This window comes from Corallococcus praedator (assembly GCF_003612125.1).
In the GTDB taxonomy this organism is placed as follows: domain Bacteria; phylum Myxococcota; class Myxococcia; order Myxococcales; family Myxococcaceae; genus Corallococcus; species Corallococcus praedator.
In genome coordinates this window covers 23187-38311 of sequence record NZ_RAWI01000042.1, presented here as the reverse complement: position 1 = coordinate 38311, position 15125 = coordinate 23187, and the positions used below count along the sequence as shown (strand labels likewise).

Annotated in this window: 11 protein-coding genes; 6 read left to right on the top strand and 5 right to left on the bottom strand. The window is 70.0% G+C overall.

The annotated features are described in order from the left end of the window. Positions 1–26: 26 nt before the first annotated feature. Both D7Y13_RS08355 and D7Y13_RS08350 read right to left on the bottom strand, forming a co-directional pair. Positions 27–887: a ThiF family adenylyltransferase gene (locus tag D7Y13_RS08355; protein ID WP_244222331.1), complete on the bottom strand. Its 861-nt coding sequence runs from the start codon at positions 885–887 to the stop codon at positions 27–29. A gap of 12 nt (positions 888–899) precedes the next feature. Further along, positions 900–1652, bottom strand: coding sequence for a class I SAM-dependent methyltransferase (locus tag D7Y13_RS08350; RefSeq protein WP_233595858.1), 753 nt, complete (start codon positions 1650–1652; stop codon positions 900–902). 414 nt (positions 1653–2066) lie between these two features. Here D7Y13_RS08350 and D7Y13_RS08345 point away from each other — a divergent pair, with 414 nt between their 5' ends. Further along, a complete protein-coding gene (locus tag D7Y13_RS08345; protein ID WP_233595857.1) occupies positions 2067–3449 on the top strand; it encodes an alpha/beta fold hydrolase in 1383 nt (460 codons plus the stop codon). A gap of 30 nt (positions 3450–3479) precedes the next feature. Here the strand turns inward: D7Y13_RS08345 and D7Y13_RS08340 are convergent, their stop codons facing one another. Further along, positions 3480–5261: a sigma 54-interacting transcriptional regulator gene (locus D7Y13_RS08340; RefSeq protein WP_120536439.1), complete on the bottom strand. Its 1782-nt coding sequence runs from the start codon at positions 5259–5261 to the stop codon at positions 3480–3482. A gap of 635 nt (positions 5262–5896) precedes the next feature. Here D7Y13_RS08340 and D7Y13_RS08335 point away from each other — a divergent pair. Beyond that, complete coding sequence (locus D7Y13_RS08335; protein ID WP_120536432.1) at positions 5897–7114, top strand: heparin lyase I family protein; 1218 nt, start codon at positions 5897–5899, stop codon at positions 7112–7114. An 80-nt stretch (positions 7115–7194) separates the two neighbouring features. Beyond that, on the top strand, positions 7195–7755 hold the full coding sequence (locus D7Y13_RS08330; protein WP_147444459.1) for a hypothetical protein: 561 nt from the start codon (positions 7195–7197) through the stop codon (positions 7753–7755). 47 nt (positions 7756–7802) lie between these two features. On the opposite strand, the gene tesB is transcribed toward D7Y13_RS08330, so the two are convergent. Beyond that, positions 7803–8672 carry an acyl-CoA thioesterase II gene (gene tesB, locus D7Y13_RS08325; RefSeq protein ID WP_120536434.1) on the bottom strand — a complete coding sequence of 290 codons (870 nt, stop codon included), beginning with the start codon at positions 8670–8672 and terminating at the stop codon, positions 7803–7805. A 102-nt stretch (positions 8673–8774) separates the two neighbouring features. On the opposite strand from tesB, the gene D7Y13_RS08320 reads away from it, so the two are divergent. Beyond that, positions 8775–10274 carry an ArnT family glycosyltransferase gene (locus D7Y13_RS08320; protein WP_120585282.1) on the top strand — a complete coding sequence of 500 codons (1500 nt, stop codon included), beginning with the start codon at positions 8775–8777 and terminating at the stop codon, positions 10272–10274. Between the two features lie 222 nt (positions 10275–10496). Further along, positions 10497–14060, top strand: a complete 3564-nt coding sequence (locus tag D7Y13_RS08315; RefSeq protein WP_120585281.1) for an endopeptidase — start codon at positions 10497–10499, stop codon at positions 14058–14060. A gap of 103 nt (positions 14061–14163) precedes the next feature. On the opposite strand, the gene D7Y13_RS08310 is transcribed toward D7Y13_RS08315, so the two are convergent. After that, complete coding sequence (locus tag D7Y13_RS08310) at positions 14164–14568, bottom strand: VOC family protein (RefSeq protein ID WP_120536437.1); 405 nt, start codon at positions 14566–14568, stop codon at positions 14164–14166. Between the two features lie 223 nt (positions 14569–14791). Here D7Y13_RS08310 and D7Y13_RS08305 point away from each other — a divergent pair, with 223 nt between their 5' ends. Then, the gene (locus D7Y13_RS08305) at positions 14792–15088 is read left to right on the top strand and encodes a hypothetical protein (RefSeq protein ID WP_120536438.1); all 297 of its coding nucleotides are present in this window, start codon (positions 14792–14794) and stop codon (positions 15086–15088) included. Positions 15089–15125: the final 37 nt, after the last annotated feature.

Here is a 15125-nt window from a genome sequence, read left to right as displayed (position 1 = left end):
GATCTCTATGGAATTTTGTTTTTTTTTCAGGCAGAAGACGGCATAGGAGATGGGCTCCGGTCTCGGGGGCGCGGAGAGGTGTATAAGAGACAGGGGCGTGCGGGGGCGAGCGAGCCCCGGACGTAGCGGTGGTCGAAGAGGTCCACGTAGAGGTACTCGGGCCAGGACACCATCGCGCGCGGCCCCAGCATCACGCCGCGCATGATTTCACTCACCATCAGGCCCGCGGCGGTGGTGGCGCCAATCACGCAGGTGGGGGCGTGGCCCCGTCCCTGGTAGCAGGCGTCCATGTACTCCTGGAGCATGTAGCTGCCCAGGTGCGGGATGATCTTCGGCAGGTCGATGCGGCCATCCGGCAGGATGAACATCTCCTCGTAGAGGGGCGCGTCCGGCTGGAAGACGTGGAGCGCGGCGCCAAAGCCCAGCATCAGCCCGGTCATGATGGGGATGCCCTGCTGGCGGCACGTCAGGTGGAGCGACTCCTTGGCGCGCGCGCCCGCGATGTCGATGACCTCCACCACGTAGTCCACCGGCGGCAGCCCCCCGCCTCCCGCGAGGACGGCGGCCACGTTGGCGTCGGTGATGCCTTCATGCACCTTGTGCACGCGCAGGTCCGGGTGGATGTCGCGGCACATGCGCTCCACCACGTCCACCTTGGGCTGGCCCAGGGTGCTTTCAAAGCAGCCAATCTGCCGGTTGATGTTGTGCCGCTCGTACACGTCGAAGTCCGCGAGCGTCAGGCAGCCGAAGCCCAGGCGGGCCAGGTCCACCGCGCACTGTCCGCCGGCGCCGCCCACGCCCGCGACGAGCACGTGGGTGGTGGAGAGCTTGTCCATCGTCTGGGGGTGGAGGACACCAAGGTTGCGCTGGAAACGGGGGTTCACCATGGATGAGGCTCCTTACTTGCGCATGCAGACGTAGAAGTTCTCGCCGTAGTAGTCGTCGCCGTCGGCCACCAGCGCGTCGCTGAAGCCCACCTTCTCCAGGAGCCGCACCGCCGCGTCGGTGTCCAGGAAGGTCACCATCTCGTTGGGGTCGGTGGTGAGCCGCTGGGCGCAGTTGCGGTGGTGCTTCACCGCCCGCTGCAGCCCTTCGTTCCACCGGCCCTCCTGCTGCCACTCCTGGATGGAGTTGGTGAGCACCTTCTCCAGGTCCGGCCGGGGGCGCTTGTTGCTCGTCATGCACAGCACGCCGCCGGGCTTCAGGTGCGTCCACGCCTCGCGCAGCACCACCTCCGGGTCGCGCACATAGAAGAGCACGTTGTTCATCACCACCGCGTCCGCGCCGCCCTCCACCTCCAGCGGGAAGGAGCTGACGTCCCCCGGCAGCAGCGTCCAGCGGGCGCGCACCGCGTCCGGCTCACGCTCGTGGCGCCGCGCCGCCAGCCGGAGCATGGCCGCGTTGTTGTCGAAGCCGATGACCCGCTGGCCGCGCTGCACGAGCGGCAGGCTCACCAGGCCCGTGCCACAGCCCGCGTCGATGACGTAGGGGCGCTCCCGGGTGTCGCGGAGGATCTTCGCCAGCTGCCGCTGGTAGCACGGCAGTTCGGGGATCATCTCGTCGTAGCTGTGCGCGAAATCGTTCCAGATGTTGTCGACAAAGACGGACTCGGGCATCGGGGCTCCCTTGATGGCCTCAGGGTGGGAACCCACGTTGTCTCCCGTCCCCGCCCCGCGCGCGATCGCCCCGCCGTCTTCCCCTACCATTCAGGACTTGCCTGTTTCACATGTATGTGTTGGATTGAATGAACGGGCATACCCTGGCGGGCCGGCCGGGTGAGGTCGCCGTCAGAAAGGTCCCGCGCCATTCGTGGTGCGCATGTCTCAAATTCGAAGCACGCCCCGTGGGACGGCTTTTCACTGGGAGCGCGTTGGCGCCATCCCCTGGTGGCCTTCAGCGGTGAATCATGCCCTGCGGGGCTGAACCAATAAAATCAATGGTTTGAACCCTGGCGCGGAAGGTGCTCATGGAGCGCCTGCAGCCGAAGCGAGGGGGGAGATGTCAGCCCCCTGGGCTTCTCTGCGTGGGGGACCCTCATGCGAGTCGAGGTCGGTATGCGTAGGTCGTTGAGCTTGTGGTGTGTGCTGGTGTTGTTCCTGGGACTGCGCGCGGAGTCGGGGGCGGCGGAGTTCCAGGCGGTGGTGCGGGATGAGGCCGTGCAGTCCCAGGAGCTTTCGCGGTCCCTGCTGGCGGCGGGGCTGCCCGGGTTGACGGCGAAGCGCGAGCCGCTGGGTGGCGGCCTGGCGCACTACATCTGGAAGGTGCGCGTGGGGACGGGCAGGTACGACGTCGTCGCGGTGCACCGGGTGGTGCGCGAGTCCCGGCCCTGGTTCCCGGCGCGCAGCTCGCGCGCGGTGTTCATGGTGCACGGGGACCTGTGGGCCTTCGTGCCGGCGTTCCTCACCAACACGCGGGTGAACACCATGCCCGCGAACCAGTCGCTGGCGGCGTTCCTGGCCAGCAACGACGTGGACGTGTGGGGCCTGGACCTGCGGTGGGTGGGCGTGCCGGAGGCGGAGACGGACTTCCGCTTCATGGCGAACTGGAAGCTGGACACGCACGTGGAGGACCTGGGCACCGGCCTGTCGCTGGCGAACGCCGTGCGGCGGCTGTCCGGCGGTGGCAACGGCGACCGGATGTTCCTGCTCGGCTGGAGCCGGGGCGCCACCATCGGGTACGCGTACCTGGACGCGGAGTCGCAGCGCCCCCGGAGCCAGCGGAAGGTGGACGGCTTCATCCCCATGGACATGCCGGTGCGCTTCGCTCCGGACGCGGTGCAGCAGCGCCAATGGGCGTGTGATCGCTACGCGGCGCTGAGTGCCGCACGCAAGGGCCGCACGGAAGGGGGCCTGCTGGGGCCCGCGCCTGGGGTGGGGGTGCAGCTCATCGGGCAGTTGGCGGACGACGCGCCCAACGCGCCCTCCCCGCTCGCGCCGTCGGGCCTCGCGAGCCCGCTGCTTCCGACCAACCGGCAGTTCGCCGTCATCGCCGCCGGAGCCACCGGGGCCCTCTTTCCCAATCCGATCATGCCGCTGACGCCGGGCTACCACCTGGCGGCCAGCCTCCCGGACACGGCGGGCCTGCCCTTCCAGACGGCCTTCACGCCGGAGCCGGCCCTCTTCGACTACCTCCAGCTGGCGGTGCCGTACCAGAGCCTCAACGAGGTGGTGGAGACGGAGGCGCAGTTGTGCGGCCTGGACGTGCCGTACGACGACCACCTCAAGGACGTGAAGGTGCCGGTGCTGTACGTGGGCGCGGCGGGCGGCGTGGGGCGCTACGGCGAGTACTCCGTGCGCCTGCTGGGCAGCACCGACGTCACCGTGCACACCGTGCGCAACCGGCCGGAGTCCGAGCGCGCCCTGGACTACGGGCACGCCGACCTGTTCCTCGCCCGGGACGCACGCGCCCGCGTGTGGACGCCCATGCTCCAGTGGATGCAGGCGCACTGAGGCCCCGGACCGGGCGGGCCGGGGAGCGGCTCACTCCGGATTCCACAAGCCGTGGCGCCGGGCCCTGCGGCCCAGCGTCACCGGGTCCATGCCCAGCGCCACGGCCGCGCGGCGCAGGACGCCGCCGTGGCGCTCCAGGGCCTCGCGGATGAGCTCGCGCTCCACCTGCTGGAGCCGGGCGCGCAGGGAGCCGTCCCCGGTGGGGTCCGCGCGGGGGACGGCGCTGTTGATGAGCGCGGGGGGCAGCAGGCGCCGGGTGAGCATCTCCCCGGGCCGGGACAGGAGCACCGCGCGCTCCACCACGTTGCGCAGCTCGCGCACGTTGCCGGGCCACCCGTAGCCGTTCATCACCTCGTCCGCGTCCGGGGCGACGCCGGTGGCGGAGCGCTTGAGGGTGCGGTTGAACTGCTCCACGAACGCCCGCGCCAGCTCCGGGATGTCCTCCGGGCGCTCGCGCAGGGGCGGGATGTCGATGGTGAAGCTGTTGAGCCGGTAGAAGAGGTCCGCGCGGAAGCGGCCCGCCCGCACCTCCTCGCCCAGGTCCCGGTTGCTGGCGGCCACGACGCGCACGTCCACGTGGCGCACCTGGGTGCCGCCCACCGGGCGCACATCGCCCGTCTCCAGCACGCGCAGCAGCTTCGCCTGGAGGTTGGGCGTCGTGTTCTCGATTTCGTCCAGGAAGATGGTGCCGCCGTTGGCGAGCACGAAGAGGCCCGGGTGGTCCGACACCGCCCCGGTGAAGGCGCCCTTCACGTGGCCGAACAGCTCGCTTTCCAGCAGCGTCTCCGTGAGCGCGCCGCAGTCCTGCACCACGAGCGGCAGGTCGCCCCGGCCGCTGAGCCGGTGGAGGATGCGCGCCAGCACCTCCTTGCCCGTGCCCGTCTCGCCCTGCAGCAGCACCGCCACGCGGTGCGGCGCGACCAGGCGCACCATCTCCATCACCCGCTGCATGGCGGGGCTGCGGAAGCCCACGTCCTCCGCGGTGCGGCCCGGGCCACCCACCGGGGCCTGCGCGAGCGCGCGCTCGCGCAAGAGGTTGCGCTCCAATTCCAGCGCCATGCGCCACTGTTCGGTGCGGAAGCCGTGCTCGCGCCCCGCCTGGAGCACCGCCTGGCGCAGGTCCTCCGGATCCGGCCACGCGCCCAGCGCCCGGTAGATGCGGCCGCTGTTGAAGAGCGCCACCAGCCGCTCCGGCGCGGCGGGCGCGCAGTAGACGATGCGCGAGGCCAGGTCGCTGGGCGGCCCCGCGCCCGTCGGGTCCACCTCCGCCCTCACGGCGCCCAGGGACTCCACCAACGCCAGGGCCTGCGCCTCGTCCTGGCCGCACACCAAAAGCGCGGCCATGTCCCCCCGGGCCAGGAGCGCGTGCACGTCCTCCGCGCTGGCGGCGAAGTGCGGCGTGGCCACGCCATCCAGGGCCTGACGCATCGCGCGTGACTCGTCATCGCTGGCGTAGGCGGCCGCCACCTGGAGGTGCGACGTGGACAGGTAGCGGGCCAGCTTCACCCCGTCCGCCGCGTCGAAGGCGCCGAAGCTCACGCCCAGCGCGGCGACGGTGCCCGCGCCCCCGGCCGTGTCGTGGCGCCAGCGCACCGTGCCGTGCACGCGCACATACGCGCCCGTGTCCGGCAGGGAGAAGGACAGCTCCACCGGCTCGTTCTCGTGCGGGCCCTCCGACGGACGCCGCGGCGTGGCGATGAGCCCGATGCCCGTCTCGCTGATGTTCACGGACCAGCAGCCGTGCAACGCCGGCTGCGTCACGACCTTCACGTACAGCGGCTTGCGCTCGCTCCGTGGGACCTGCGCGGACATGGGGCGCGTCATGGGGTGCGTCACTCGACCGGCCTCACGTCCGCGGTGCGGCGGGCTTCCTTGAAATCCACGGGCATTCCAGGGGCGTTCTGCCTGATTCTCCCGTCATCGCAAGTCGGCGGCAAAGGGACTGCCGCCGGGACACGATGCCAGTGGACACGGGTCGCAAATGCCCTGGCCGGTGCGTGCGTGCGGTCCCCCACACCGCACCACAGCGCGTCAGGCCGGAACGCACCCGCGCGCCAGCGGTGCGCCTCCCACGCCACGCGCCGTATCGGCCCTCGCGGGGGGTTGAAGGATTCCACCCAGGCCGTCTGAAACAGATGTCTGTCTTTCCTTTTCGTACCTGCTGGGCATGCAGGCGGGCACGGCCTGACTTGTGTCCGAAATAGAACTTCGGTATTTCAATTATCACCTTGGAGCACGGCAACCCTTCCCCCGGTTGCCGGATGGAGCACGAACACACGCCGCACCCTCTTTTCCCTTCCTTCAGCACGGCCCTGTCGCACAGGTCCCGGAGCGAGGAAGGGGATTGCCCGCCGTAAAGCCAGACATTCCCTGGTCGCGCGCCATGCCTTCTCCGTCTTGCGGAGCGCGGCTTTCTCTTTGCCTGTCCTTTCCCCCTGGGCCCTCCCTTGAAGAAAACCCTCCTCCTGGTTGAAACGTTGTTCGTCCTGGGCGCCGTCGGTTGTGGCGCACCGGATGACGCTCCGCTGGATGACTCCCCGCCGTCGATGACGACCTCCGGCGAGGACCTCACCACCAGCGGCTGCACCCAGCTCACGCCCAGCAGCGTGAAGGCCAGCGGCGACGACGGCGCCGGCAGCATCGCGACCAACTCCCTGGACGACAAGCTGGACACCCGCTGGAGCAGCCTCGGCAAGGGCCAGTGGATCGACTACGACCTGGGCTCCACGAAGGCCGTGGGCGCCATCTCCATCGCGTGGCACCAGGGCAACACGCGCGCCAACACGTTCACCGTGTCGACATCTCCGGACGGCATGACGTACACGCAGGTGTACAGCGGCAAGAGCTCCGGGACGACGACGGCGGCGGAGACGTACAAGTTCACCTCCCTGAACACGCGCCGGGTGCGCGTCTACGTGCAGGGCAACACCGTCAACGACTGGGCCAGCATCGCGGAGGCGCGCCCCTGCGCGGGCACCGTGGTCACGCCCACGCCCGGCGGCATCATCTGGCGGGGCGACTTCGAGTCCGGCGACCGGGGCCAGTGGGACGGCACGCAGATGGTCAGCTCGGACCGGCTGCAGGTGATTCCCTCGCCGGTGCGTGAAGGCGGCTACGCGCTCAAGGCCACCGTGCGCCAGGGCGATGACCCCATCAACTCCAGCGGCAACCGCAATGAGATCTTCAAGCAGACGAAGGAGGCCGTCGGCTCCGAGTACTGGTACCGCTGGAGCAACCGCTTCCCGTCGGACTTCCCCAGCGCCAAGACGTGGCAGCTCTTCACCCAGTGGCACCACGACGGCTGCTGCGGCTCGCCCCCGGTGGAGTTCTACGTGTACGGGGAGGAGATGCGGCTCAACATCGGCGGGGACCCGGGCGTCATCGTCTGGAAGACGCCCCTGGTGCGCAACCAGTGGCACGACTTCATCTTCCACGTGAAGTGGTCGCCCAACGCCAGCGTGGGCTTCGTGGAGCTGTACTACAACGGCACCCTGGTGCTGCCCAAGCGCTTCATCGCGACGCAGTACAGCGGCCAGCTCAACTACCTGAAGATCGGCCTGTACCGGAACGACACCGTCGCGCCCGTGGGCGTCGTCTACCACGACGGCTGGGTGATGGGCCGCACGAAGGAAGACGTGCTGGACGCCAACTACCAGCTGAAGTGAAACACCGGCCGCGTGCCCCGGTAGGCGACGGGGCACGCACCGGGATAGGCTTTGCGGCCCACCCCGGAGGAGCCGTCTCCATGCGTTCGTGCGCCGTATTGATCGCCGTGTCCCTGCTGTCGTCAGCCTGTACGACGACCTATGCCATTCCCAGGTCGGAACTGACGCGCCTGGATGGCTTCAAGGACGACAACGCGGCGCTCCTGAAGGAGCTGGGCGACGTGATGCTCAACCGGCCCAATGATCGCCGGCGCGCGGTGCGGGACGTGGACGGAGAGACGCACCAGTTCACCTCCGACACGCCGCTGGCGCTGGTGGGCCCCCCGAAGGAGCCGGAAGAGGCGCGCTTCCAGACGGAGGAGCAGCGCTTCATCCAGGTGGCGGTGGACACGACCCGCTTCCAGGGCGTGCCGCTCAAGCCGGACACCGCGCCGCTCGTCGTGCCCATGGCGGAGGTGGAGCACGGCCGGCTGCGCGAGTTCAGCCTGGGCAAGACGCTGCTGCTCACGGGCGCCATCGGCATCGGGGTGCTCGCGGCGGTGGTGACGGCGGGGCTGCTCATCGACCCCACGACGGACGGGGACGGGGGTGGCGGCGGCATCGACTTCGACCGCCTGCCGGACCGCGGCCTCCGGTTCTGAAACCGCGGGCGCCTCCCGCCTCACCCTCAAGGGCGGCGCCCTTTCCTTCAGCGCGCTGGCGGGCGCAGGCGCAGCAGGCCTTCCTGCGCCACGGAGGCCACCAGCCGCCCGTCGCGGGTGAAGACGTGGCCTCGCGCGAGGCCCCGGGCATTGCCCGCCCAGGGGCTCTCCAGCGAGTAGAGCAGCCAGTCGTTGACCTTCAGGTCGCCGTGGAACCACAGCGCGTGGTCCAGGCTGGCCATCTGGAGGTCGGGCCGGAGGAACGTCACCGCGTGCGGCTGGAGCGCGGTGCCCAGCAGGTTGAAGTCGCTGGCGTACGCGAGCACGTAGCGGTGCACCTGCGGCTCGTCGGGCACGTCCCCGTCCGCGCGGAACCAGACGTGCTTCACCGGCTCCGCGGGGTTGGGCTCGAAGGGGTCCACGTACGTCACCGGGCGCATCTCGATGGGCTTGGGGGACAGGAACTTCTCCCGCAGGCGCTCCGACATCCGGCCCGCGTGGCGCCCCAGCAGCTCGATGTCCGAGGGCAGGGACTCCGGGGGCGGCACGTCCGGCATGGTGGCCTGGTGCGTGAAGCCGGGTTCGTCCGCCTGGAAGGACGCCATCAACGTGAAGATGGGCTGGCCCTTCTGGATGGCGACGACGCGGCGGGTGGTGAAGCTGCCGCCGTCGCGCACCCGGTCCACCGTGTAGACGACGGGCAGCCCCGCGTCCCCGGGCCGCAGGAAGTAGCCGTGCAGTGAGTGCACCGTGCGGGCGGGCTCCACCGTCTGGCTGGCCGCCGACACCGCCTGCCCCAGCACCTGCCCCCCGAAGAGCTGGCGGAAGCCCAGGTCCTGGCTGGCGCCACGGAACAGGTTCTCCTCGATGGGCTCCAGCTTGAGGAGCCCCAACAGCTCATCCAGCACGCGACTCATGTGTCGTCCTCCCGGTTTGACGCACCCCGTCTCTACCCCAGCCCCCGGCCTGTACGCGCGGCCCAATGTAGAGTGCGGCGCCTTTCCCTTCCGGAGGAGCCCGTGGGCCTGCCTTCCCTGCGCGAAGCCGTCCGGCGACACCCGGGGGCCTGGAGCCTTGGGGCCACCTTCGCCGCGAGCCTGCTCCTGCGCGGGCTGTACCTCTGGGGCGCTCCGGACCGGGACTGGCCCTTCTCCATCTTCTTCGCCGGCGACGCGAGGTTCTTCCACACCGCCGCGCTGGACGCCGTCCGGGGCCGGGAGGCCAGCGCCGCCCTGCCCTACCACCCGCCCCTGTTCCCCGCGCTGCTCGGCGGCCTGTACCGCCTCCTGGGGGAGCCCCGGGGCAGCGCGCTGCCGTACAAGCTGGCGCTTGCCGTCCTGGGCGCGGCCACCGTGGCCCTGTGCCAGGGCTGGTGGAAGAGGCTCCTGGGCAACGCGTGGGCCTGGGTCGCCGCGGGCCTGTACGCCACGAGCTTCGGCTGGCTGGTGCTCTCCACCACGTACAGCAATGAAACAGTGTCGGCGCTGTGGCTGTGTTTCACCTGCGCGCTGGTGCTGAAGGGCCGCGAAACCCTGTCATGGCCCGCGACCATCGCCCTGGGCATTGTGATGGGATTGGGCACCCTCACCCGCGCCGAACACCTGGGCCTGTGGCCCTTCCTGCTGGTGTATGCGTGGACGGCGCGCGAGCGCACGCGGCCCCTCAAGCCGTGGATGGCGCGCTGGGGCGTGGCGGTGGGCGTGTCGCTGCTGGTACTGGTGCCGGGCGCGGTGCGCAACCTGGACGCGATGCGAGAGCTCAATGCCCGCGCGCCCCACCTGGAGCCCCTGCCGGAGTGGGTGCCCGTCACCGTGTACGGGCCGCTCAACTTCGCGATGGCGAACCACGCGGGCGCCACCGGCGGCTTCACCCCCGCGCTCATCAACCAGGGCGGCTTCAACGGCCAGTTGGACCCTTCCCGGCCCGAACACCGGCGCCTGCTCCTGCACGGCTATGCCGAAGGGCTGCGGTGGATGGTGGACGCGCCCGGCGACGCGGCCCGGCTCGCGTGGACCAAGCTGGACTTGTGGCTGGACGGCCTGCGCCTGGGCCTGGGCGTGTCGGACGTGCCCGGCGGCCTCACCGGTGCCCGCGCCCCGGTGGACGTGTTCGTCCCCGACGCGGCCCTCCTCAAGTGGCCCCTCGCCGCGCTGCTTCTCGCGGGGATGCTGCTGTCGCTGCGCCCGGCGTTCGCGCCGTTCCGGTTGCTGTCGCTGGTGGTGCTGCACCGGGTGCTCATCACCCTCGCCTTCTTCGGCTACGCGCGCGGACTGCTCGTCGTGTTCCCCGCGCTCCTGCCCCTCGTGGTGCTGCCCCTGAAGCTGCTGACGGAGCGCCACGCGGCCGCGGCCCGGAGGGTGCCCGTGGTGGCCGGGGTGCTGCTGCTCCTCTTGTGGGTCGAAGCCGCCGTCCTCGCCACGCGCGACGTGCCCCGCCGCTTCATGGCCAGCGGCAGCACCGACGCCGCCAACGGGAAGCTCATCCAGGACGACCGCGTCCGCCTCTGGCCCCAACCCTGAGCAGGACTCCCGGCGGAATACTGCGAGCAGAACGAAATGCTCCGCGAGTGAAGGTTTCTCCAGTGAACACTACAAGCCATTGAACTCACGCGATATTCCAGAAAAATCCATTACTCAGGAATAGCCGCAATTCAATCTTAAGAAGCTTGTGAACTAGAGCCAGGAGCGCTCCGCCCCGGAGCCCGTCGGTCCCGTCCGACGGCTTCATCCGAGGAGACGTGCATGCGCCCCCTGCGGTCCGCAGTCTGTTGTCTCGCCCTCCTGGTGTCGTCCACGACGTACGCGGTCCAACCCCCCCAACCCGCGCAGCAGGGCGCGGTGGCGAAGAAGGCGTTCTTCAAGCCGGACCTGTACCTGCCCATCCAGAACGTGCCGTTGGAGAAGGCTCGCACGCTGATGCCGCGCGTGGGCGCGGACAAGTGGGCGGGGTTCCTGGCCCGCAACGGCGGCAACGTGCAGGTGTACCTGGATCCGCTGTCCGGCACGGCCACGGGCATCCAGGGCAGCTTCCCGCTCATCCCCGGTGACGGCTTCCGCAACGGCGTCACGCTCAACGACGTGCGCCAGGGCCTGGGCCGTTCGGTGGGCGGCGTGGATGAGTCCGTGGTGGGCGAGCTGGTCTTCAAGTTCATCGCGGACAACCAGGACGCGCTCGGCGTGGACCTGATGCAGCTGGGCGCGCCGCGCGTGACGGCCGTGACGGATTCCCTGTGGCAGGTGCACATCCCGCAGGTGGTGCGGGGCGTGCCGGTGCGCCACGGGCGCATCGCGGCCACCATCAGCCACGGCAACCTGGTGCTCCTGGGCACCGAGTCGTGGGCCAACGTGGCCATCGACGTGAAGCCCACGCTGGCGGCGTCGCAGGCGCTGACCGCGGGCAGCACGTTCCTGGGCCAGTCGCTGACGCCCACGAGCCTCTGGCAGCAGCCCACGCTGGAGGTCACCCCGTTCGCGCGCACCGGCGCGGCGTTCGGCCAGGGCTATGGCCACGCGCTGGTGTGGAGCTACGGCTTCTCCAACCCCGGTGAGAACGAGCGCTGGAAGGTGACGGTGGACGCGAACTCCGGCGAGGTGCTCGCCGTGGAGGACGACAACCACTACTTCGACGCGCAGCTGAAGGGCGGCGTGTACCCGTCCACCAACGTGGGCACGTGCGCGTCCAACGCGACGTGCGGCACTATGCAGGCGGACTCCCCCATGCCGTGGGCGAACACCGGCTTCGCGGCCCCCAACAACTTCACCGACGGCGCGGGCATCTACAACTACAGCGCCGGCAACGTCACCACGACGCTCGCGGGCAAGTACGTGCGGATCGCCGACAGCTGCGGCGCCATCAACGTGAGCTCCGCCACGGGCAGCATCAACCTGGGCGGCGTGAACAACGACCACGACTGCACGGTGCCCGCCGGCACCTCCGCGGGCAACACCGCGGCGGCGCGCTCCAGCTTCTACGAGCTGAATAAAATCACGGAGGTGGCCCGCGGCTGGCTGCCCACCAACACGTGGCTGCAGGGCCAGCTCGTGTCCAACGTGAACATCAACAGCACGTGCAACGCGTTCTGGAACGGCAGCTCGGTGAACTTCTACCGCAGCGGCGGCGGGTGCCGGAACACCGGTGAGATTGGCGCCGTGTTCGACCACGAGTGGGGCCACGGCATGGACGACTTCGACGCCAACGGCTCGCTGTCCAACTCCAGCGAAGGCTACGCGGACATCGCGGCCATCCTGCGCCTGCAGACCTCCTGCGTGGGCTACGGCTTCTTCCAGACGACGAACACCGGCTGCGGCCTCACCCCGGACGGCTCCGGCTACAACCAGCAGGAGTCGCAGGTCACCGGCAAGTCCTGGTGCAACCTGCGCTGCTCCGGCGTGCGTGACGCGGACTGGGCGGCGAGCGCGCCGAACATCCCCGCCACGCCGCAGAACTTCACCTGCCAGATGTGCTCCGCCGGCAGCGGCCCGTGCAGCAAGCAGGTCCACTGCGCGGCGTCCCCCGTGCGTCAGGCGGCGTGGGACCTGGTGACGCGCGACCTCACCGCCGCGCCCTTCAACTACACCTCCAACGACGCGTTCCTGCTGGGCAACAAGCTGTTCTACCAGGGCAGCGGCAACGTGGGCACGTGGCACGCCTGCAACTGCACCGCCGGCACGTCCGACGGCTGCGGCGCCACCAACGGCTACATGCAGTGGCTGGCCGCGGACGACGACAACGGCAACCTGGCGGACGGCACCCCGCACATGACGGCCATCTACGCGGCGTACAACCGCCACAACATCGCCTGCTCCACGCCCGCCCCCACCAACGGCGGCTGCGCGGCCGGCCCCACCGCCGCGCCCGTCACCACGGCCACGGCCGGTGACAGCCAGGTGGGCCTGACGTGGACCGCCTCCGCGGGCGCCAGCCAGTACTGGGTGATGAAGACGGAGGGCTTCGCGGGCTGTGACTTCGGCAAGGCGCGCGTGGCCACCGTCACCGGCACCAGCTACACGGACCCGGAGGTCGCCAACGGCCGGCAGTACTGCTACTCCGTCGTGCCCGCCAGCAGCAACGCGTGCTTCGGCCAGGCGAGCACCTGCACCTGCACCACGCCGTCCTGCGCCGCGCCTGGCGCGCCCTCGCTGTCCACCCCCGCCTCCGGCGCCACCGACGTGGAGCTGCTCGCGGTGCTGGACTGGGCGGACGTGACGGGCGTGTCCGGCTACGAGGTCCAGGTGGCGACGGACAGCGCGTTCACCAACGTGGTGAGGAGCGCCAACTCGCTCGTCGCCAGCACCTGGACGGTGTCCCCCGGCCTGTCGGCCACCACCGCCTACTACTGGCGCGTGCGCGCGCTCAACTCGTGCGGCGGCACCAGCGGCTGGTCCGCGGCGCGCGGCTTCACCACGCGCGGCTGCGTCAACCTGGCGGCGCCAACCCTGACGTCCCCCGCGAACGGCGCCACCGGCGTCGCCCTGGCCCCGGCGCTGGACTGGTCGGACGTGGCGAGCGCTTCGGCGTACGACATCCAGGTAGCGACGGACAGCGCGTTCACCAACGTGGTGCGCAGCACCACCGGCCTGGGCTCCAGCGCCTGGAACGTGACGCCCGGCCTGTCCAACCTCACCACCTACTACTGGCGCGCGCGGGCCACGGACAGCTGCGGCGCGAGCGCGTACAGCACCGCGGCCAGCTTCACCACCACCAACGTATGCACCCCGGTGGTCGCCACCTACAACGCCACCGCGCGCGTGCCCGCCTGCGGCTCGGTGTGCGGTTGTGACACCGGCCCCACGCTCGTCAACGGGCGCGGCAGCATGCCCACCGGCGTGGAGCCCAACCAGCCCAACACCCTGGGCGCGACGTGCGCGGACGGGGCCTCCGGCGCGTACCACAACGACGAGAGCATCGACCGCGTGTCGCTCAAGACGGTGGACCAGGGCCTCATCACCCCGGGCAAGCAGCTCACGGTGGACGTGACGGTGTGGTGCTACGGCACCACGGACCAGCTGGACCTGTACTACACGACGAACACCACCACGCCCGCGTGGACGACCGTCACCACCGCCCAGGCCTGCACCGCGGTGGGGCTCAAGACGTTCTCCATCCCGGTGACGGTGGGCGCCACCACCGGCCAGCACGCGGTGCGCGCGCAGTTCCGCTACGGCGGCACCGCCACCAGCGCCTGCGTGTCCGGTTCGTTCAACGAACGTGACGACCTGGCCTTCAGCGTCGTGTCCGCCGTGGCCGCGTCGCCCTCGGGCCCGGCCACGAAGCAGGTCCAGGGTCGCACCGTGACGGCGCGCTAATCACCCACCCGCGCGAAGTCCCGTCGCACGCCAGGGGCTCCCGGACCATCCCGGGGGCCCCTGTCGTTTTCATCCGCCCACGCGCTGCTTCAAGGGTGGGGCTTCAGTCCCACTGGAAGACGACCGACGGCGCCGAGCGCTTCGCCGGACCGTGGAACACCATCTCGATGTTGTTGCCATCCGGATCCAACACGAAGGCCGCGTAGTAGCCCGGGTGGTAGGAGCGCTCGCCGGGCGCGCCGTTGTCACGGCCTCCCGCGGCCAGCGCCGCCTGATGGAAGCGCTGCACGCGCTCCCGGTCCGGCGCCTCGAAGGCCAGGTGCACGCGCGCCGTGGGCTCCGAATCCGCGCTCACGTACAGCTCGTCCGCGGCGAGGTGGCGCTCGCTCTCGCTGAACACCGCGATGCCCATCACCTCCAACACCGCCTTGTAGAAGCGCTTGCTCGCCTCCAGGTCCCGGACCTGAAGGTGGACGTGGTCGAACAAACGGCCGTGGTGCAGCTCCATGGTCAGCCTCCTCGGGGTGATTCTCATTTTCTGCGTGTCCAACAACTGGCAGACGGCCCACCATCAAACCCGCAAATCAAGCATGTCAAGATGAGGGTGCCCGGTAAGTCCCGAAAGCGGAAAAGACCTTCCGCAAAAGGGTGGGCACGTGGCGGCGGGCGGACACAGGTTCATGCGATAGTCCGCGCCACTTCGCAGTCCGTGCCTTCAGGAGGGTGCCGCGATGTTCATCGAAATCATCGTCATGCCCCGTGAAGCGCGGCCCCCCGCACGTCGCTCACCCGAGCGCCGCGGCAGGCAAGAGCTGGCCCGCTCCTGGCAAGAAGAGGGCAAGGCCTTCCACGGGGCCGTGCTGGAGTTCATCAAGGCCCAGCACCTGCTGGGCGCGGTGAAGTGGATGAGCGAGCCGGGGATGCTGCCCCAGGTGACGCTCATCGCGTCGGAGCGCGTGCTGGAGAAGCTCAAGTCAGAGCCCCGCTTCGAAGCCGGTCGTTCGCTGTCGTTGAACCTGCCGAACTGATGCGCGGCGCCCCCCGGCGCCTCCCCCTCATCCCCCG